The 19,181-nt window shown below is 54.3% G+C and carries 14 protein-coding genes and 1 pseudogene; 7 read left to right on the top strand and 8 right to left on the bottom strand.

Going from position 1 to position 19,181, the window contains the following annotated elements; all coding sequences use genetic code 11:
- Position 1 precedes the first annotated feature (1 nt).
- The 3 genes from actP to acs form a co-directional block, all read right to left on the bottom strand.
- A complete protein-coding gene (actP, locus tag HU143_RS20685; RefSeq protein ID WP_000832536.1) occupies positions 2–1,651 on the bottom strand; it encodes a cation/acetate symporter ActP in 1,650 nt (549 codons plus the stop codon).
- Positions 1,648–1,962, bottom strand: a complete 315-nt coding sequence (locus HU143_RS20680; protein ID WP_000999620.1) for a DUF485 domain-containing protein — start codon at positions 1,960–1,962, stop codon at positions 1,648–1,650. Before HU143_RS20680 ends, actP begins: the two co-directional genes overlap by 4 nt.
- 245 nt (positions 1,963–2,207) lie before the next feature.
- A complete protein-coding gene (gene acs / locus HU143_RS20675; RefSeq protein WP_000083877.1) occupies positions 2,208–4,166 on the bottom strand; it encodes an acetate--CoA ligase in 1,959 nt (652 codons plus the stop codon).
- Between the two features lie 431 nt (positions 4,167–4,597).
- On the opposite strand from acs, the gene nrfA reads away from it, so the two are divergent.
- From nrfA to gltP, 7 genes and pseudogenes are all read left to right on the top strand, one after another.
- Complete coding sequence (gene nrfA, locus HU143_RS20670) at positions 4,598–6,034, top strand: ammonia-forming nitrite reductase cytochrome c552 subunit (protein ID WP_023227577.1); 1,437 nt, start codon at positions 4,598–4,600, stop codon at positions 6,032–6,034.
- A 111-nt stretch (positions 6,035–6,145) separates the two neighbouring features.
- The gene (gene nrfB / locus HU143_RS20665) at positions 6,146–6,712 is read left to right on the top strand and encodes a cytochrome c nitrite reductase pentaheme subunit (RefSeq protein ID WP_000115065.1); all 567 of its coding nucleotides are present in this window, start codon (positions 6,146–6,148) and stop codon (positions 6,710–6,712) included.
- On the top strand, positions 6,709–7,380 hold the full coding sequence (gene nrfC, locus HU143_RS20660; RefSeq protein ID WP_001278025.1) for a cytochrome c nitrite reductase Fe-S protein: 672 nt from the start codon (positions 6,709–6,711) through the stop codon (positions 7,378–7,380). Before nrfB ends, nrfC begins: the two co-directional genes overlap by 4 nt.
- The gene (nrfD, locus tag HU143_RS20655; RefSeq protein WP_023227576.1) at positions 7,377–8,333 is read left to right on the top strand and encodes a cytochrome c nitrite reductase subunit NrfD; all 957 of its coding nucleotides are present in this window, start codon (positions 7,377–7,379) and stop codon (positions 8,331–8,333) included. Before nrfC ends, nrfD begins: the two co-directional genes overlap by 4 nt.
- Positions 8,326–10,564 (top strand): annotated as a pseudogene (nrfF, locus tag HU143_RS20650) (heme lyase NrfEFG subunit NrfF). The gene nrfD and the pseudogene nrfF overlap by 8 nt, the downstream one beginning before the upstream one ends.
- Complete coding sequence (gene nrfG, locus HU143_RS20640; RefSeq protein WP_000083224.1) at positions 10,561–11,181, top strand: heme lyase NrfEFG subunit NrfG; 621 nt, start codon at positions 10,561–10,563, stop codon at positions 11,179–11,181. Before nrfF ends, nrfG begins: the two are co-directional and overlap by 4 nt.
- A 344-nt stretch (positions 11,182–11,525) precedes the next feature.
- A complete protein-coding gene (gene gltP, locus HU143_RS20635; protein ID WP_000793278.1) occupies positions 11,526–12,836 on the top strand; it encodes a glutamate/aspartate:proton symporter GltP in 1,311 nt (436 codons plus the stop codon).
- 68 nt (positions 12,837–12,904) lie between these two features.
- Here the strand turns inward: gltP and HU143_RS20630 are convergent, their stop codons facing one another.
- The 5 genes from HU143_RS20630 to phnO form a co-directional block, all read right to left on the bottom strand.
- Complete coding sequence (locus tag HU143_RS20630) at positions 12,905–13,891, bottom strand: IS110 family transposase (protein ID WP_023226548.1); 987 nt, start codon at positions 13,889–13,891, stop codon at positions 12,905–12,907.
- A 313-nt stretch (positions 13,892–14,204) separates the two neighbouring features.
- On the bottom strand, positions 14,205–14,894 hold the full coding sequence (gene yjcO, locus HU143_RS20625; RefSeq protein ID WP_000771448.1) for a Sel1 family TPR-like repeat protein YjcO: 690 nt from the start codon (positions 14,892–14,894) through the stop codon (positions 14,205–14,207).
- Positions 14,895–15,070: 176 nt separating this feature from the next.
- On the bottom strand, positions 15,071–17,218 hold the full coding sequence (locus tag HU143_RS20620; protein WP_011233236.1) for a formate dehydrogenase H subunit alpha, selenocysteine-containing: 2,148 nt from the start codon (positions 17,216–17,218) through the stop codon (positions 15,071–15,073).
- 354 nt (positions 17,219–17,572) lie between these two features.
- Positions 17,573–18,481: a lipid A hydroxylase LpxO gene (lpxO, locus tag HU143_RS20615; RefSeq protein WP_000457035.1), complete on the bottom strand. Its 909-nt coding sequence runs from the start codon at positions 18,479–18,481 to the stop codon at positions 17,573–17,575.
- A 257-nt stretch (positions 18,482–18,738) separates the two neighbouring features.
- Positions 18,739–19,173 carry an aminoalkylphosphonate N-acetyltransferase gene (gene phnO / locus HU143_RS20610; RefSeq protein WP_001526214.1) on the bottom strand — a complete coding sequence of 145 codons (435 nt, stop codon included), beginning with the start codon at positions 19,171–19,173 and terminating at the stop codon, positions 18,739–18,741.
- Positions 19,174–19,181 lie beyond the last annotated feature (8 nt).

The raw sequence follows: 19,181 nt of genomic DNA, 5'->3' as shown, positions 1-19,181 counted from the left end.
ATTAATGCGCACGCCCTTGTTGTACGCCGAATCCCGTTTGGGAGCGGATAAACTGAGCGCGGAACTGCTCACGTTCACGGTTGCCTTCTGCCGAGTTATCGGTGGCCGAGAAGAACCAGATCCCCAGGAACGCCACGCTGATAGAGAACAGCGCCGGATACTCATACGGGAAGATCGCTTTTTCGTGGCCGAGGATCTGCACCCAAATGGTAGGGCCAAGAATCATCAGCACCACCGCTGTCAGTAAACCTAACCAGCCGCCCAGCATAGCGCCGCGCGTGGTCAGTTTTGACCAGTACATGGAAAGCAGAATGATGGGGAAGTTGCAGCTCGCGGCGATAGCAAACGCCAGGCCCACCATAAAGGCGATGTTCTGATTTTCAAACAGGACGCCGAGGATAATGGCGATCACGCCCAGCACCAGGACGGTGATTTTCGACACCTTCAGCTCTTCACGTTCGGTTGCGCCTTTGCGGAACACGTTGGCGTACAAATCATGCGACACCGCCGATGCGCCAGCCAGCGTCAGACCGGCGACCACCGCCAGAATGGTGGCAAACGCCACTGCCGAAATAAAGCCGAGGAACAGGTTACCGCCTACTGCGTTGGCCAGATGTACCGCCGCCATGTTATTGCCGCCAATCAGCGCGCCCGCGGCATCTTTATAGGCGGGATTTGCCCCCACCAGCATGATAGCGCCGAAGCCGATAATAAAGGTCAGGATGTAGAAATAACCCATAAAACCGGTGGCGTAGAACACGCTCTTACGTGCTTCACGAGCATCGCTAACAGTGAAGAAGCGCATCAGGATGTGCGGCAAGCCTGCCGTACCAAACATCAGTCCCAGACCCAACGACAACGCCGAAATCGGATCTTGCACCAACCCTCCTGGGCTCATAATCGCCGTGCCTTTCGGGTGTACCGCCATGGCTTCGGTAAACAGATTATTGAAGCTAAAGCCGACGTGTTTCATCACCATAAAGGCCATAAAACTGGCGCCAAACAGCAACAGGACGGCTTTGATAATTTGCACCCACGTTGTCGCCAGCATCCCGCCGAACAGCACGTACATCATCATCAGCACGCCGACCAGCACCACGGCGATGTGATAGTTGAGGCCGAACAGCAGTTCAATCAGTTTACCGGCGCCGACCATTTGGGCGATGAGATAAAGCGCCACCACTACCAGGGAGCCACAGGCCGAAAGAATACGGATTGGCCCCTGTTTCAGGCGATAAGAGGCAACGTCAGCAAAAGTATAACGTCCCAGATTACGCAGGCGCTCGGCAATCAAAAACAGGATGATTGGCCAGCCGACAAGAAAGCCCAGCGAATAGATCAGCCCGTCATAACCGGAGGTAAACACCAGCGCGGAAATGCCGAGAAATGACGCGGCGGACATATAGTCGCCGGCAATCGCCAGGCCGTTCTGGAATCCGGTGATATTGCCGCCTGCGGTGTAGTAGTCGCTACGGGAACGTACGCGTTTAGAGGCCCAGTAGGTAATACCGAGCGTAAACACGACGAAAATCAAAAACATGATAATCGCCTGCCAGTTGGTGGGCTGGCGTTCAACCGCGCCGCTAATGGCATCCGCCGCATGAGCGGCGAAGGGGAGTGCGGCGGCGAGCGCCGTCAGAACTCTCTTCATAATGCTTTCACCTCATGCAGTACGGCGTTATTAAGACGATCGAATTCGCCATTCGCCCGCCAGATATAAATTCCGGTCAACACAAAAGAAATCACAATCACCCCGACGCCAATGGGAATTCCTCGGGTGACGCTGGTTCCCGCATGTAGAGGCGTGCCCAGCCAGCCAGGCGCGAAGGCGATCAGTAAAATAAAGCTGATATAAACCGCCAGCATGATAACCGACAGAATCGTGGCAAACCGTTGCCGTTTTTCAACTAATTCCCTGAAACGCGCACTGTCTTCTATCCGCTGATAAATTTGGTCATTCATCACAGAGCTCTCCAGAGGTCCCCCTGCGTCTTTCGCGCTACAGGCGCGTTGGCCGCACTCGCGCGCCCCAGCCACATAGTGAACTTGAACTATGCTGCTGAGGGTGTGCTCGCTTGCCGCCTTCCTGTAACACGAAATCCTTTGGGGGAGGGTTTTTTATATTTCCCTCTCCCGGTTTGAGAGAGGGCAGGGGTAGGGTCGTAGGCCGGATAAAACGCGTTCGCGTTGCCATCCGGCATTTATGGTTATGACGGCATCGCGATGGCCTGCTTCTCTTCGAGCAGTTTCTCCACCACGCCAGGATCGGCGAGAGTCGAGGTATCGCCCAGATTGCTGGTATCGCCCGCCGCGATTTTGCGCAAAATGCGGCGCATAATTTTGCCGGAACGGGTTTTTGGCAGTGAGTCGGTCCAGTGCAGCACGTCCGGCGTCGCCAGTGGGCCAATCTCTTTACGTACCCAGTTGCGCACCTCCGCGTACAGTTCTGGCGACGGCTCCTCGCCGTGGTTGAGCGTCACATAAGCGTAAATCGCCTGGCCTTTGATAGCGTGTGGAATACCCACCACCGCCGCTTCGGCGATCTTCGGATGCGCCACCAGCGCCGATTCGATTTCCGCCGTACCCAGACGGTGGCCGGAGACGTTTAACACGTCATCCACGCGACCGGTGATCCAGTAATAGCCGTCTTCATCGCGACGAGCGCCGTCGCCGCTGAAATACATATTCTTAAAGGTAGAGAAATAGGTCTGCTCAAAACGTTCATGATCGCCGAACAGAGTGCGCGCCTGGCCCGGCCAGGAATCGGTGATGACCAGATTGCCTTCCGTCGCGCCTTCTTGCGGATGGCCTTCGTTATCCACCAGCGCAGGCTGTACGCCAAAGAAAGGACGGGTGGCGGAACCGGCTTTCAGTTCGATAGCGCCTGGTAGCGGCGTGATCATAAAACCGCCTGTTTCAGTCTGCCACCAGGTGTCGACGACCGGACATTTTTCCTTGCCGATCTTCTTCCAGTACCATTCCCACGCTTCGGGATTGATCGGCTCGCCGACGGAACCCAGAATGCGCAGTGAAGAACGGTCGGTGCCTTCAATGGCTTTATCGCCTTCCGCCATCAGCGCGCGGATAGCCGTCGGGGCGGTATAAAGAATGTTGACCTGGTGTTTGTCGACCACCTGGCACATGCGAGCGGGCGTTGGCCAATTCGGCACGCCTTCAAACATTAAGGTGGTCGCGCCGCAGGCCAGCGGGCCATACAACAGATAGCTGTGCCCCGTCACCCAACCCACATCGGCGGTACACCAGTAAATATCGCCAGGGTGATAATCAAAGACATACTTAAAGGTGGTCGCGGCGTAGACCAGATAGCCGCCGGTGGTGTGCAGCACGCCTTTCGGCTTGCCGGTGGAGCCGGAGGTATAAAGGATAAACAGCGGATCTTCGGCATTCATCGCTTCAGGCTGGTGCTCAGGGCTGGCTTTTTCAATCAAATCGCGCCACCACAGGTCGCGGCCTTCTTGCCAGTCAATGTCGCTGCCGGTGCGCTTCAGGACGATCACATGCTCAACGCTAGTGACATTCGGGTTTTTCAGCGCGTCATCGACATTCTTTTTCAGCGGGATACTGCGTCCGGCACGTACACCTTCGTCAGCGGTGATCACCAGCCGCGAGCTGGAGTCGATAATGCGTCCGGCGACGGCTTCCGGCGAGAAGCCCCCGAAGATCACCGAATGCACCGCACCGATGCGGGCGCAGGCCAACATTGCCACCGCCGCTTCCGGCACCATCGGCATATAAATCGCTACCACATCGCCTTTTTTAATGCCCAGATCCAGCAGTGTATTCGCGAAACGGCAGACATCGCGATGCAGTTCGCGATAAGAGATATGTTTACTCTGCGACGCGTCATCGCCTTCCCAGATAATGGCGGTGCGATCGCCATTTTCCTGCAAATGGCGGTCAAGACAGTTCGCCGCCAGATTCAGCGTGCCGTCCTCGTACCATTTAATCGACACATTGCCTGGCGCAAAGGAGGTGTTTTTCACTTTTTGGTACGGCGTGATCCAATCGAGAATTTTTCCCTGTTCGCCCCAAAACGTATCGGGGTCGTTAATAGACTGTTTATATTTAGTCTCATACTGCTCTGGATTTATCAGGCAACGATCCGCAATGTTGGCGGGAATGGCGTGTTTATGTGTTTGGCTCATGCTGTTGTTCTCCTTGTAGGATGTTAATAATATGTCGCATAAACGTTAAATGTAGGGTCTTAATAAGTTTTGTTTAGTATTTGGGCGACAGATCACGCAAAAAGGGAACTGTGCAAATAAGCAGCAATCTATTTTTTGATTGTGTCCCGCAAAATTAGATAAATTTTCGGGATAACATGACGTTATATGAAATTTTTTAAAAAAGTGATCCGTGTCCGGAAATCAGAAAAGAGAGGGAGTTTTGTCCAGGTTACTAACTCTAAAGTGGTATTTTACATACACTTACAATTGATTAAAGACAACATTTTAAGTGTGGTTATTTGTTACACATAGAGGAGAGCAATGTAATAACAGTATTTGTGCGGTTGCTGTTATGGAAAACGATAAAAAATCGCCATTAAAGATAATGGCGCAATCTGGATGAGACCTCTATGGCAAGGAAAACACTACGCGCACGCCGTTTCTTCAGCCTTATATTTCCTTTTTTCTTCATTACCTCTGTTTACGCTGAGCAAACGCCTGAATCCGCAAAAACCGTTACTGTTGAAGCGAAAAATGAAATGTTCGCGCCTCAACACCCCGACCAATATCAGTCATGGAAAGCGACGTCAGAACAGTCTGCCCGTGAAGTTGCGCTGGCGGAAGACCCTCGTCTGGTGATCCTGTGGGCGGGCTATCCCTTCTCCCGTGATTACAACAAACCACGCGGCCACGCGTATGCGGTAACTGACGTGCGCGAAACACTGCGTACCGGCGCGCCAAAAACGGCGGAAGACGGCCCGCTGCCGATGGCCTGCTGGAGTTGTAAAAGCCCCGATGTCGCGCGCCTTATCCAACAAGAAGGCGAAGACGGCTACTTCCATGGCAAATGGGCGCGCGGCGGCCCGGAAATTGTCAACGATTTGGGCTGTGCCGACTGTCATAACACCGCGTCGGACGATTTCGCCCAGGGGAAGCCAGCGTTAACGTTGTCGCGCCCCTATGCTGAACGGGCGATGGAGGCTATCGGCAAACCGTTTGATAAAGCAGGACGGTTTGATCAGCAATCGATGGTTTGCGGCCAGTGCCACGTGGAGTACTACTTTGACGGTAAAAACAAAGCCGTTAAGTTCCCGTGGGATGAGGGCATGAAGGTCGAAAATATGGAGCAATACTACGACGCCATCGCCTTCTCTGACTGGACTAACTCGCTGTCGAAAACCCCAATGCTCAAAGCGCAGCACCCGGAATATGAAACCTGGAGCGCGGGCATTCACGGTAAGAACAACGTGACCTGTATCGACTGTCACATGCCGAAAGTACAGAACGCCGAAGGCAAGCTCTACACCGACCATAAAATCGGCAACCCGTTCGACAATTTCGCGCAAACCTGCGCCAACTGCCACACCCAGGACAAAGCGTCCCTGCAAAAAGTGGTCGCCGAGCGTAAACAGGCGATTCATGACCTGAAAATCAAGGTTGAAGATCAGCTGGTACATGCGCACTTCGAAGCGAAAGCCGCATGGGATGCGGGGGCGACAGACGCGGAAATGAAACCGATTCTGAACGATATTCGCCACGCGCAGTGGCGCTGGGATCTGGCGATTGCGTCACACGGTATTCATATGCATGCCCCGGAAGAAGGTCTACGGATGTTAGGCAGTGCGATGGATAAAGCCGCGGATGCCCGTACTAAACTGGCGCGACTGCTGGCGACCAAAGGCATTACCCATGAAATTCCGCTGCCGGATATTTCGACGAAAGAGAAGGCGCAGAAAGCGATTGGTTTGAATATGCAACAAATCAACGCGGAGAAGCAGGACTTCCTGAAAACGGTCGTACCGCAGTGGGAAGATCAGGCGCGTAAAAACGGTCTGTTAAGCCAATAACCTCACATGTGACAAATTTGCCGGATGACAGCGCAAGCGCTTTATCCGGCCTACAGAAGTCTTGTAGGCCTTAAAGCTGCGCGCCATCAGGCATTATGTAATGGAGTGAATATGAGCGTATTACGTTCGTTATTAACTGCTGGGGTGCTGGCGTCAGGCCTGTTCTGGAGCCTGAGTGGAATCACTGCCACGCCAACGCCGCAGGAGTCGGATCAACGCTGGACGGTCACCCAGCAGCGTAATCCGGATGCTGCCTGTCTGGACTGTCACAAGCCGGACACCGAAGGTATGCACGGTAAACATACGGGCGCTATCAACCCGAACAATAAATTGCCGATAACCTGTACCAACTGCCACGGTCAACCGTCGCTTCACCACCGTGAAGGGGTGAAAGATGTGATGCGTTTTAACGACCCGATGTATACGGTAGAGCAGCAGAACAGCGTCTGTATGTCCTGCCACTTGCCTGAACAACTGCAAAAAGCGTTCTGGCCGCACGATGTTCATGTTACTAAAGTGACCTGCGCCAGTTGCCATTCCCTGCATCCGCAGCAAGACACGATGCAGACGCTAAGCGAGAAAGGGCGGATCAAAATATGCGTGGATTGCCATAGCGATCAGCGTACTAACCCGCACTTTAATCCGGCGTCCGTTCCGTTGCTTAAGGAGCAGCCATGAGTTGCACCCGACGTCAATTTATTACCCGTGTCGGCGCGCTGGCGGCGGTCAGTGGGATGGCAGGACGCGTTGTAGCGAACACGTTGAATATTAACGGCGTGCGTTATGGCATGGTACACGATGAGTCATTATGCATCGGCTGCACGGCCTGCATGGATGCCTGTCGGGAAGTCAACAACGTGCCGGAAGGCGTATCGCGCCTGACGATTATTCGCAGCGAGCCGCAGGGGACGTTTCCTGATGTGAAATATCGCTTCTTCCGCCACTCGTGCCAGCATTGCGACCATGCCCCCTGCGTTGACGTCTGCCCGACCGGCGCATCATTCCGCGATGCCGCCAGCGGTATTGTCGACGTGAACCCGGACCTTTGCGTCGGCTGCCAGTACTGCATTGCCGCGTGTCCCTACCGCGTGCGCTTTATCCATCCGGTCAGTAAGACGGCGGATAAGTGCGATTTCTGCCGGAAAACCAACCTGAAAGCGGGCAAACAGCCCGCCTGCGTTGAGTCATGTCCGACGAAGGCGCTGACATTTGGTAATCTGGACGATCCCAACAGCGATATCTCCCGTTTGTTGCGGCAGAAAACCACCTACCGCTACAAGCTGGCGCTGGGCACAAAACCGAAGGTCTACCGCGTTCCCTTTAACTATGGGGAGGTGAGCCAATGACATCCGCTTCTGCATTTCATTTTGCATCACTGGTGTGGGACTGGCCCATCGCCATCTATCTGTTCCTGATTGGCATCTCCGCCGGACTGGTTACGTTGGCGATTCTGCTGCGCCGCTTCCATCCGGAGGCGGGCGGTTCGGACAGCACGCTGCTGCGCACTACGCTGGTGTTAGGGCCGGGGGCGATTATTCTTGGTCTGCTGATTCTGGTCTTCCACCTGACGCGTCCGTGGACCTTCTGGAAGCTGATGTTCCACTACAGCTTTACCTCGGTGATGTCGATGGGGGTGATGCTGTTCCAGCTCTACATGGTGGTGTTAGTGCTGTGGCTGGCAAAAATCTTTGAAAAAGAGGTGATTGCCCTGCAACAGCGTTGGCTGCCGCGGTCAGGGATCGTGCAGAAAGTGCTGACGCTGATCGCGCCGTTTCATCGCGCGCTGGAGACGTTAATGCTGGTACTGGCGGTTCTGCTCGGGGCGTACACCGGCTTTCTGCTGTCGGCGCTGAAATCCTACCCGTTCCTGAATAACCCGATCCTGCCGGTACTATTCCTGTTCTCCGGCATCTCCTCCGGCGCGGCGGTGGCGCTGATCGCTATGGCGTTACGCCATCGTAGCAACCCGCACAGCACCGAGGCGCGCTTTGTACATCGCATGGAAACCCCAGTGGTATGGCTGGAGATCTTCCTGCTGGCGGCCTTTTTTATCGGGCTGGCGCTGGGCGATGACGGCAAAATGCGCGCGCTGGCGGCGGCGCTGGGCGGCGGATTCTGGAGCTGGTGGTTCTGGCTCGGCGTCGTAGGGCTGGGATTGATTATCCCGCTGCTGCTGAAGCCCTGGGCAAATCGTAGCGTCACGTTTCACGGCGTGCTGGCCGTTTGCGGCGCCAGTTTGACCGGCGTGCTGCTGCTGCGCTTTTTCATTCTTTATGCGGGACAGCTAACGGTTGCATAATCTGGACATCTTCCTTCCTGAAGCCGGATTTCTGGCGCTGTTGTTGAGTCTCGGGGTCAACGTGTTGACCCCGCTGGCGACGTGGTGCGGGATGGCGCAGCATTGGCGTGGCGTCATGCGCCTGACGACCTGCGGCGCGTGGACGGCGTTCACGCTGCTGCTACTGGCGTTTGCGATTCTGTTTAGCTGTTTTCTGACCAGCGATTTTTCGGTCGTTTATGTTGCGCAGCATAGCCATAGTCAGTTGTCATGGGGGCTGAAACTGGCGGCGGTATGGGGCGGTCATGAAGGCTCGCTCCTGCTGTGGGCGCTGCTTCTTTCGGGGTGGACGGCGCTATTCGCCTGGCGCTCCCGGCATGAATCTGACGCGCTTTTTCCGCTGACCCTGAGCATCTTGTCCCTCATTATGGCTTCGCTGCTGCTATTTATTGTGCTGTGGTCCGATCCGTTCCTGCGTATTTTCCCTCCCGCCATGGAAGGGCGCGACCTTAATCCCATGCTGCAACATCTGGGGCTGATCTTACATCCGCCGCTGCTCTATCTGGGTTATGGCGGCCTGATGACCGCGGCGAGCGTAGCGCTGGCTTCGCTACTATGCGGCGGCTTTAACGCCGCAACCGCCTGGGTGTGCTGGCGCTGGGCGTTACCCGGTTGGTGCGCTCTGACGCTGGGGATCATTCTCGGATCGTGGTGGGCGTATTGCGAACTGGGCTGGGGCGGCTGGTGGTTCTGGGACCCGGTGGAAAATGCCTCATTGTTGCCGTGGCTTGCCGCCAGCGCGTTGCTGCACAGTCTGTATGTCAGCCGCCAGCGCGGGGGCTTCCGTCACTGGTCGTTGCTGCTGGCGATACTGACGCTGATCCTCTCGTTGCTGGGAACGCTGATTGTGCGTTCCGGCATTCTGCTCTCCGTCCATGCTTTTGCGTTAGATAATGTGCGAGCGGTGCCGCTGTTTATCCTTTTTGCCGCGTTAAGTCTGGCATCGCTTGCTCTGTACGGCTGGCGGGCGCGGGAGCCGTATCCGGCGACGCGTTTGGGCGGCGGAAAGTGCGAAACGCTCATTCTGGCGACGCTGCTGCTCTTTAGCGCCGTCTTGTTGATCGTACTAATCGGGACGCTCTACCCCATGATTTATGGTTTGATGGGCTGGGGAAGGCTTTCGGTGGGCGCGCCCTATTTTAATCGCGTCACGCTGCCGTTTGGCCTGCTGATGCTGGTGGTTATCGTGCTGGCGACAATCAGAAGCCGCAAAGTCTCTGTGCGTTGTCAGCTTCCGGCGTTGCTGGCGCATACGGGCGTATTTATCTTCGCCGCCGGGATCATGGTTTCCAGCGGCAGTCGGCATGAAATCAGCCTTAACCTCAGCCCCGGTCAGCAGGTGGTGCTGGCGGGCTATACCTTTCGTTTCGAGCGTCTGGATCTGGAAGCCAAAGGCAACTACACCAGTGAAAAAGCGCTGATCGCGTTGTGGCGGAATGAAAAACGCATTGGCAGCCTGCAGCCTGAAAGGCGCTTTTATGTCGCGCGGCGCCAGCAAATGATGGAGCCGGGGATTCACTGGAACCTGCTACATGACTGGTACGCGGTGATGGGCGAAAAAACCGGAGCGGACCGTTACGCCATGCGCTTATACGTGCAGACCGGCGTGCGCTGGATCTGGGGAGGGGGATTGTTGATGGTGTGTGGCGCGCTGCTGAGCGGATGGCGGGGGAGGAAGCGTGATGCGTAAATTACTCACAGCGTTGCCGGATGGCGGCGTAAACGCCTTATCCGGCCTACAGGATGCGCAAACCGTAGGCCGGATAAGCGTAGCGCCATCCGGCAGAAAGTTTTTACTCTTAACGATCGTCCTGTTTTTAATCACCTTCGCCACCAACGCCCAGGTGGTGGATACCTGGCGCTTTGACAATCCGCAACAGCAGGAAAAAGCGCTGTCTATTGCCGGTCAACTGCGCTGTCCGCAGTGTCAGAACCAGAATTTGCTGGAATCCAATGCGCCCGTGGCGGTCAGTATGCGCCATCAGGTTTACAGCATGGTGGCCGAAGGTAAAAGCGAAGCGGAAATCACCGCCTGGATGACCGAGCGTTATGGTGATTTCGTGCGCTACAACCCGCCGTTGAATGAGCAAACGCTGCTGTTGTGGGCGCTGCCGTGCCTGCTGTTATTGCTGGTGGGCGTGGTGGTCTGGCGGGTGAGAAAGCGTCAGCACGCAGAAGAGGGGGAACAATGAGCCAGTCTGAACACTCCACTGCGCCGTTACGTCCCATGCCCGTAAAGCGCCTGGCGGCTGCGGCGGTATTGATGGTGGCTGCCTGTATCGGCGGCTATCTGTTGACGCCGAAATGGCAGGCTGTGCGTAGCGAGCAACAGCGTCTGGCCGATCCGCTACGTGACTTTACGAACCCGCAAACGCCAGAGGCGCAGCTTTCCAGGCTGCAAGAAAAAATCCGCGCCAATCCGCAGGATAGCGAGCAATGGGCGCGGCTGGGCGAGTATTATCTCTATCGCAATGCGTATGACAATGCGCTGCTGGCATATCGTCAGGCGTTGCGTCTGCGAGGCGATAACGCGCAGCTTTTCGCCGCGCTGGCAACGGTGCTGTATTACCAGGCCGGGCAACATATGACGCCTGCGACGCGTGAAATGATTAATAAAGCGTTAGCGCTGGATGCGACAGAAGTGACCGCGCAGATGCTGCTGGCGGCGGATGCGTTTATGCAGGCGGATTATGCGCAAGCCGTGTCGCTGTGGCAAACCTTACTGGATGCTAACTCGCCGCGAGTGAATCGCGCGCAGCTGGTAGAGGCCATTAATTTGGCTAAATTGTTACAAAATCGGCAGAAATAATTTTTTCTTTTTTGTGACTTTTGTCATGTGTGCTGTTTAAAAAAACGGCGAATGAGACACAAGTAAAAATTAATTACCTCAGTGTATTATTCGTTTTTGACGAAGTAAAAAACTTTCCATAACAAATAGTTATTCATCATTAACGCCATAAACTCGCGTTATTATGCATAAAAACAGCCAAAAGCCCTGTTATGAAAGGGTTGCGCAAGACGCTATGCAAATGATACTGATTATGCGCGTTAAAAAACTCTACAAACCAACGCAACACAAATCATACCCTTTCAGTATGTATTGCTCTCATGCTTTCGGCGGAGAGCAACGCTTCATCGAGGAAGTCTGTTGTTATGAAAAATTTGAAAGTCAGCCTGGCCTGGCAAATTTTGCTGGCTATGGTGCTGGGCATTCTGTTGGGCAGCTATCTGCATTATCACAGTGACAGTCGTGAATGGCTGATTGCCAACCTGCTGTCGCCTGCTGGCGATATCTTTATCCACCTGATTAAAATGATCGTCGTGCCGATCGTGATCTCGACTCTGATTGTCGGCATCGCCGGCGTTGGCGATGCGAAACAGCTAGGCCGTATCGGCGCCAAAACCATTCTCTATTTTGAACTGATCACCACGGTGGCGATTATCCTCGGCATTACGCTGGCGAATGTCTTTCAGCCAGGCTCAGGCATTGATATGTCGCAACTGGCGACCGTCGATATTTCGAAATACCAGAACACCACGGCGGAAGTACAAAGTCATGCGCATGGGCTGATGGGGACGATACTGTCGCTGGTGCCGACCAATATCATCGCATCGATGGCCAAAGGGGATATGCTGCCAATTATCTTTTTCTCGGTCCTGTTTGGGCTGGGGTTGTCATCCCTGCCGGCAACGCACCGCGAACCGCTGGTGACGGTATTTCGTTCCATCTCTGAGACCATGTTTAAAGTCACCCATATGGTGATGCGCTATGCGCCAGTGGGCGTTTTTGCGCTGATCGCCGTCACGGTGGCGAATTTTGGTTTCGCGTCGCTGTGGCCGCTGGCGAAACTGGTGCTGCTGGTACACTTTGCCATTATCTTCTTTGCGCTTGTAGTGCTGGGCATCGTGGCGCGCCTGTGCGGGTTAAGTATCTGGATTCTGATTCGCATTCTGAAAGATGAATTGATTCTGGCGTACTCGACCGCCAGCTCCGAGAGCGTACTGCCGCGCATTATCGAGAAGATGGAAGCTTACGGCGCGCCAGCCTCTATCACCAGTTTCGTGGTACCGACCGGTTACTCATTTAACCTCGACGGCTCCACGTTATACCAGAGCATCGCCGCCATTTTTATCGCGCAGCTATACGGTATCGACCTGTCGCTGTGGCAGGAAATTGTACTGGTGCTGACGCTGATGGTGACGTCGAAAGGGATTGCCGGCGTGCCTGGCGTTTCCTTCGTGGTGTTACTGGCGACGCTGGGCAGCGTGGGCATTCCGCTGGAAGGGCTGGCGTTTATCGCCGGTGTCGACCGTATCCTCGACATGGCGCGTACTGCGCTAAATGTGGTGGGGAATGCGCTGGCGGTGCTGGTGATCGCCAAGTGGGAACACAAGTTTGACCGTAAAAAAGCGCTGGCCTATGAGCGCGACGTACTGGGCAAATTTGATAAGACCGCCCAATAACGGATTGCCGGATGGCGCTTTGCTTATCCAGCCTACAGAGAAAGAGAATGTAGCTACCGTCTTGAACGTCAAGCGGTAGCTACATAATTTTCATCCCACGGAAGCCGCGTTTTCAACACGCCGAAGCATAAATGTACCAGTTTGCGCATCACAGCTCCCAGCGCGGCTTTCTTCGCCTTGCCCTTTGCGACCAGCCTTTCATAGATAGCCTTCGCCTGTTTGTTCCAGCGGCTCGCGGTCAGCGCTGCAACGTACAGCTTAGCCCGCACTCCTGACGGTCCTGTTTTTGACATATGTGGTCTGCCACGCACTGAGCTCCCCGACGTTTTCTCTACCGGTGTCAGTCCCAGATAGGCCGCCACCTGTGAGGCGCTTTTGAACGTCCCGTCTTTCAGCAACGCCAGCATCTCCCGCCCGACCTGATCTTTCACTCCCTTGATTGATTTCAGTAACTCGAGATCAGCCTTCAGCCCCGGATCGTTATCCGTATGATCGGTTATCAGCTTCTCTATCCGGGCCAGTTCCTCGTTCAGCCAGCTCTTTGTTCGCTCAAGTGAACGGATGACCTCCTGTGGTGTGGATGTGGAATTCGCTTTTTCCAGCCGGTTCACCGTACGCTGTACATCCTCTCTCAGCGCATCCCGCTGGCGCAGCAATGCCCTCAGCTTACGTACTTCAGGCGAAGGAGGAACCCAGACAGCCGGGGACTTCAGCTCGCCATAACAGGCCAGCACGAAGGCATCGACAGCATCATTCTTGTTGAGGATATCCATCCCGTGGGCAAATTCGCGGACACGACAGGGGTTGGCCATGCAGACGCTGACACCGGCCTCATGCAGGCCATACGCCAGATTTTCATGGTAAATACCCGTCGCTTCCAGTACGACAGTCACGCTTTCAGGAACACATTTTTGTGCGTTCAGCCAGTCGATAACTTTACGGGCAACGGCGGGTTCGTTAGTCAGAACCTTGTGCTTTTTTTTACCGCCGGGGCCGGCAGTAAGCAGACAAAGATCGATTTTATTTTTACTGACATCAATACCGAGAGTACACACAGAACACCTCCTTTCACCTGAGCCAACACGCCATTCCAGCCTTGTACATACGAAGTCAACGCTTCTGGTTACCGTTCGGATTTTGAGTGACGTGAAAGGTGAAACGGGAGGCTTAAGCTACATCGGAAGCTCAGAGTCTTCAGGCCGGATACAAGCTTCTCCCGTTTCAGATAGCTGACAGCTAATCAGCTATCTGTTCAGGATACAAGGCCGGATAAGGCGTTCACGCTGCCATCCGGCAACCTGCTCCGGGTTGCCTGATGGCGCTACGCTTATCAGGCCTATAACGACTACGTTCATCCGGCAATAAACATCAGCCATTTGTTAGCGTTTCGAACTCTTCGCAACCGGTATCAAACCCTTCCAGACAGCTTAGATTCAACCAGTGCAACGCCTTCTGCTTGTTCTTTTCAATAAAGCCCGGTTCACCGTTTAAAAACATCATTCCCGCCCAGTATTCTGAATAGCCGGTACGGGAAATGGCGGAACTGCGTTTGAAATACCAGGCGGCTTTTTCATCATCGGCGGCAATGCCCACGCCGTTGGCGTAAATCAGGCCAAGCAACATTTGCGCATCCACCGCGGAGTCGTTATCCAGATCTTCAGAGGCCTTTTGCAGCAGCGAGATGGCTTTTGGGTAGTCCGGGCGCCCGGCCTGGGTGTTGACCAGGATCCGCGCCAGCGTAATTTCGCCCGCTTTACTGCCCGCGTTAGCCGCCTTTTCAGCCAGCTTTTTCGCGTCGGGATAATCCAGGCTTACCGGATTAGTGATTTTGATTTGCGCCAGTAGCGCGCAGGCGTCGGCGTCGCCACTGTCGGCGGCTTTTTGCGCCCAGTATTCAGCTTTGTTCAAATCGCCATAGCTCAACCAACTGTCGGCCAGAAAATATTGTGCGCGTTTGTCACCTGCCTCTGCTGCCTGCAAATACTGGCTACCCGGCTCAGGATCTGCGGCATGGGCAAAGAATGTCATAAACAACATCAATGCAAGAAGTAGTTTCATTTTGAATTTTATTTAGGGTACGGAAAAGACAGTATAAAGAGATCGTATGGATAAAAAAACAGCCTCCGGGCGGAGGCTGTTATAGGGAAAATGCCTGATGGCGATGCTAATGCATCTAATCAGGCCTACAGTAGACGCAGGCCGAATAAAGCATTCTGATGCCGCCATCCGGCAGATCAACCCATTGCGCTTTCGCGCAGGCGGGTTTTCAGCTTGTTGTACTCATCAATCACATACTGCTCGGCGGCTCGCTGATCGGCGATCGGCTCAACGCGTACGGCGCAGTATTTGTACTCCGGCGTTTTGGTAATCGGGCTCAGGTTTTCAGTCACCAGCTCGTTACAGGCGCCAATCCACCACTGGTAGGTCATGTAAATCGCCCCTTTGTTCGGGCGATCGCTGACCTGCGCGCGGGTGATGATTTTACCTTTGCGCGAATGAACCCACACCAGCGCTTCATCTTCAATGCCCAGACGCGCGGCGTCGGCGGTATTGATTTGCGCATAGCCCGGTTCATCGGCCAGCGCGGCCAGCGCCGCACAGTTACCGGTCATTGAGCGGCAGGAGTAGTGGCCGACTTCGCGCACCGTCGACAGTACCATCGGGTACTCTTCGGTGAGTTTATCGATAGGCGCTACCCAGTCGCAGGTGAAGAACTGCGCCAGACCGTTGGGGGTATCGAACTTCTCTTTAAAGAGGTACGAGGTTCCCTGATCGGCATCCGACGTGTCGCGGCATGGCCACTGGATATAGCCCAGCTCGCCCATTTTCTCGTAAGTGGCGCCGTAGAAATCCGGGCACAGATGACGCAACTCATCCCAGATCTCCTGGGTGTTGTTGTAGTGCATCGGATAGCCCATCCGGGTGGCGATTTCACTGATAATCTGCCAGTCGGTTTTCAGGTCCCACTTCGGCTCAACGGCTTTAAAGAAGCGCTGGAAGCCACGGTCAGCCGCAGAGAAGACGCCTTCATGCTCGCCCCAGGAGGTAGAGGGTAAAATCACATCCGCCGCCGACGCGGTTTTGGTCATGAAGATATCCTGCACGATGACCAGTTCCAGATCCTCAAACGCTTTACGTACTGCAGAGAGTTCCGCATCGGTTTGCAGCGGATCTTCACCCATAATGTACGCCGCGCGCACTTCGCCATGCGCCGCACGGTGCGGCAGCTCGCTGATGCGATAGCCGGTATGCGCAGGCAGACTTTCTACGCCCCAGGCTTTAGCGAACTTCTCGCGGTTTTCCGGGAACTTAACGTACTGGTAGCCCGGATAAGTATCCGGGAGCGCGCCCATATCGCACGCGCCCTGAACGTTGTTCTGGCCGCGAACCGGGTTAACGCCCGCGCTTGGCTTGCCGAGGTTGCCGGTCAGCATCGCGAGGCTGGTCAGTGAACGCACGGTTTCCACACCCTGATAGAACTGGGTGACGCCCATACCCCACAAGATCGCTGCGCTTTTCGCGCTGGCATACATCCGCGCCGCCTGACGAATTTCCTGTGCGCTCACGCCAGTGATCTCTTCGACGGACTCCGGCGTATAGCCTTCGACAATCTTACTGTACTCTTCAAAACCTTCGGTACGGCTGGCGACAAACGCTTTGTCGTACAGGTTTTCTTCAATAATGACATGCCCCATGGCGTTGAGCAGCGCGATATTCGAGCCGTTTTTCAACGCGATATGCATGTCGGCAATGCGCGCGGTTTCAATTTTGCGCGGATCGCAGACGATAATTTTCGCCCCGTTGCGTTTAGCGTTAATCACATGATTCGCCACGATAGGGTGGGAATCCGCCGGGTTATACCCGAAGACGAACACTAAATCAGTGTTATCAATTTCGTTGATCGCATTACTCATTGCGCCGTTACCGACCGATTGGTGCAGACCTGCAACCGATGGGCCGTGTCAGACGCGAGCGCAGCAGTCAACGTTATTGGTACCAATAACGGCGCGTGCGAATTTTTGCATTACATAGTTGGTTTCATTTCCGGTACCGCGAGAGGAGCCGGTTGTCTGGATTGCATCCGGACCGTACTTCGCTTTGATGGCGCTCAAACGTTCAGCGACGTAATTGAGCGCTTCATCCCAGGAAACAGATTCCAGTTTGCCGCCACGCTGGCGACGGATCATTGGGGTTTTCAGGCGCGGGGTCAGGATCTGGGTATCATTAATAAAATCCCAGCCGTAGTAGCCCTTCAGACACAGGGTACCCTGGTTGGTTTTCCCCTGCGCCGCCTCAGCCCGGACGATTTTGCCGTTATCGACCACCAGATTGATTTTGCAACCTGATGCGCAATACGGGCAAACCGTGACGACTTTTTTCATCGGTTTCGCTCCAGTTAATCAAATCGCGCATACGCGCTGTCGCCCTCAGTATGCATGTTTTATGCCACTTTTTTAGTATGGGCTTTCCCTGATATTACGGGCGAATTTTGCTCAAAACCCTGACGAAAAACAGGCTATCGTCAGTTTTGACGTGTCGAAAGAAAATACCGCATGACATTTATTATGGGGAGAAACGCGGAGCGCAGGCCAGATAAGGCGGAGCCGCCATCCGGCAATCTGCTCTGCCTGAAGTGGAAATTACCCGGATGGATAGACTCAAGGCCAGGGAACGCGTTGAGACTAACGCCAGGATAGAACAGGCCGCGGCAGGCAGTGCCATACCGCGGCCCGGCTTCAGAGGAGGCTGAAAAGGATTATCGCGGCAAAAATAGCGGCAATAACGAGATATTTCAGCGCGTAATAGAGAGTGCGGTTTTTCTTTTTCAGCCGTTGCCCGGCATCGCGTGCTGCGTGAACGTATTTAAAGATGCGATTAATCGCACCGGTGCGATCGTTCTCGTCGTTTGGCGAACTGGCGGCGGACATCAACGATGCGCCGACCCAGTGGTTTACGCTCTGCGCCCAGCGCCATTTCATTGGACGCTCAATATCGCAAAAGAGGATAATACGCGTCTGCTCAGTTTTATTTTCCGCCCAATGAACGTAGGTTTCGTCGAAGATGACGGCTTCGCCGTCGCGCCAGCTATGGCGCTGTCGATCAACTTCAATAAAACAGCGGTCGTCATTCGGTGTGCTTAATCCAAGATGGTAACGTACTGAACCGGCATAGGGGTCGCGATGTTTTCCCAGATAGGCCCCGGGAGGCAACTCGGCGAACATCGCCGCTTTAATAGAGGGGATGCTGTTGACCAGCTTTGTCGTTATCGGGCATAACGTTTCCGCCGACGGGTGGGCATCGGAATACCATTTAAGGTAAAACCGTTTCCAGCCGCGCTTGAAAAAGGTGTTGAATCCGGCGTCGTTATTGGACTGCGCGGCTTTTATGTGATGCTGAAGCCGTAGCGCCTCTTCACGAATCACCTGCCAGTTTTCCGTCAGCTTCTGCAGCTCTGGAAATGCCGTGGTATCAAAGTACGGCTGCTTTGCCGGTAACGTTGAGAAGCGAGTCATGAACATATTGATCGGCGCCATAAACGTCGAGTGGTCAAAGAGCTGACGGGAAAGTTTTTGTTTTTCCACCCCGCGTGAATGCGCATAAATGACGCTGATAATAAAAATACCGATAATGATTGCTGCGAACATAACGTCACTGTCCTTCTAAGAAAACCTCATCCCGGGATTTTCAGGCAACCCTCCCGGTGATGCCAAAGAGAAAAGTGTAGTTCGTTGACAATAAATTTACATTTCTACAACTTAAAAGGGCCATTTTTGTTAAAGAAGCGAGTCAGCCCGTTTAACCTTTATCCAGGCTTGTCGACAGTAGAATTGAGATGGCTCCGCTACTTCACCCGGTGACGGCTGATTACGTTATGCCTTATCTCCTGATGACGGTTGCCAGATCACAATGCTTTCGTAAACCGGAAATGACTTTGCTTGTAACCTTCGCGAAGATAAAAACGGTGTGCATCGCGGCGTTTAATATTTGTGGAAAGCTCCGTTAGCTCCGCACCCGCCTGACGTGCTTCTTCTTCTGCCCAGGCCAGAAGCTGACTGCCAATTTTTTGTCCCCGCATCGGCGGTAATACCACCAGCTCCTGAATTTCGCCAATCCAGTTGGCATGATGGAGATGAAACTGCATATGCAGGCTGATCATGCCGACCACCTCTCCGTTGCGCAGCGCTAAACGATAATGAACGTTGGGGTCCAGTAAATTAGCGGCGAATCCATCCCTGAAAGCCTGATAATCAAGCTCATTTTTAAGTAACTCACAGATAAGCGCGTAAACAGAATCGGTATCCTCTGTTGTCGCGTGGCGTAATTCACAGACTGGCATAATGTCCT

This window comes from Salmonella sp. SJTUF14076 (assembly GCF_015534835.1).
GTDB classification, from domain to species: domain Bacteria; phylum Pseudomonadota; class Gammaproteobacteria; order Enterobacterales; family Enterobacteriaceae; genus Salmonella; species Salmonella enterica.
This window is presented reverse-complemented; position numbering and strand designations above follow the sequence as displayed.